Annotated in this window: 1 protein-coding gene; it reads right to left on the bottom strand. The window is 68.9% G+C overall.

Features of this window, described 5'->3' with window-relative positions; translation table 11 throughout:
- Positions 1-18 precede the first annotated feature (18 nt).
- The gene (locus MTF69_RS42605) at positions 19-1,209 is read right to left on the bottom strand and encodes an IS110 family transposase (protein WP_243342204.1); all 1,191 of its coding nucleotides are present in this window, start codon (positions 1,207-1,209) and stop codon (positions 19-21) included.
- Between the last annotated feature and the right edge of the window lie 241 nt (positions 1,210-1,450).

Below are 1,450 nucleotides of genomic sequence, written 5' to 3'. Positions count from 1 at the left end.
CACCTCCTAATAACGTTGTCAAGCTGCGGTTGTGACGGGGAGTGCGCTTTGGTAGCACCGTCCGTCGCGGAGGAGGGCCCACAGGACGTTGACGCGTCGGCGGGCCAGGGCGAGGACGGCCTGGGTGTGTCGCTTGCCCTCGGCGCGCTTGCGTTCGTAGAAGCGCCGGGAGGCGTCGCAGTTGCGGATGCTTATCAGCGCGGAGGTGTAGAACACGCGTTGCAGGCCGCGGTGGTAGCGCCTGGGGCGGTGGAGGTTGCCGCTGACGTTGCCGGAGTCGCGGGGCACCGGTGCGACTCCGGCGAGGCTGGCCAGGCGGTCGGCTGTGCCGTAGCGGTTCATGTCGCCGGCGGTGGCGGCGAGGAACTCGGCGCCCATCAGGGGGCCGATGCCGGGCATGCTCTCGATCACTTCGGCGAGGTCGTGCTCGCGAAACCGGGCCGCAATGAGCTTGTCGATCTCGGCGATCTGCTCGTTGAGGCCCGTCACCTCCTTGGCCAGGGTGTGGATCACCTGCGCGGTGATCTTCTCCCCGGGGACGGCGGTGTGCTGGCGTTCGGCGGCTTCCACGGCGGCCGCGGCGAGGGCTTCGGGGCTGCGGACCTTGCGGTTGCGCAGCCAGGTTTCCAGCCGCTTGCGGCCGGTGCGGCGCAGGGCGGCCGGGGTCTGGTAGCCGCTCAGCAGGATGAGCGGACCGGCGTTGCCCAGGTCCAGAGCCCGTTCCAAGGCGGGGAAGATGCCCGTGAGTTGGCCGCGCAGGCGGTTGATCCGGCGGGTGCGGTCAGAGGTCAGGTCGGCCCGGCGGTTGGTGAGGACCCGCAGCTCGATGGCGTGTTCGTCGTCGGGTCGCAGAACGGTCAGGTCCCGGCGCATCCGGGCCTGGTCGGCGATGACGGTGGCGTCCTTGGCGTCGGTCTTGCCGGTGCCCCGGTAGCCGGCCGATGCCCGGTTGACTGCGAGGCCGGGTATGTAGACGAGCTGCTGGCCGTGGTTGAGCAGGACGTTGATCCAGAGAGCGGCCATACCGTCCGCGACGTCAACCGCCCAGACCACGTCCGCGTCGATGTCCAGCACGTCGGCGAGCAAGGCCAGCAGCTCCGGCTCGTCGTTCAGCACGCGCCGCGACAGCACCCGTCTGCCCTCCGCGTCCAGCACCACACAGTGGTGGTGCGTTTTGCCGATGTCCGTCCCCGCCCAGATCTGGGGCACCCGTTCCTCCGGTCGTTCGCCGTGTGCTGTTCTCCCGGACGACCTCGCCAGCGTGGTCCTACTCAGCGACACCCAGAGGGCTCGCAGCTCCTAATCAGCGGCCGAGTCGTCGTGAGACACCGGGCGGCCAGGTGAGGCGAGCCATCATCGGCAACCGGCTGAAAGCCATACCCGGTGTCTCTGGATCTCTGGACCTTACGACTGGCCCGTCCAACCCACACAACAACGTAGGACCGGCTGA

This window comes from Streptomyces sp. AP-93 (assembly GCF_022808175.1).
In the GTDB taxonomy this organism is placed as follows: domain Bacteria; phylum Actinomycetota; class Actinomycetes; order Streptomycetales; family Streptomycetaceae; genus Streptomyces.
This window is presented reverse-complemented; position numbering and strand designations above follow the sequence as displayed.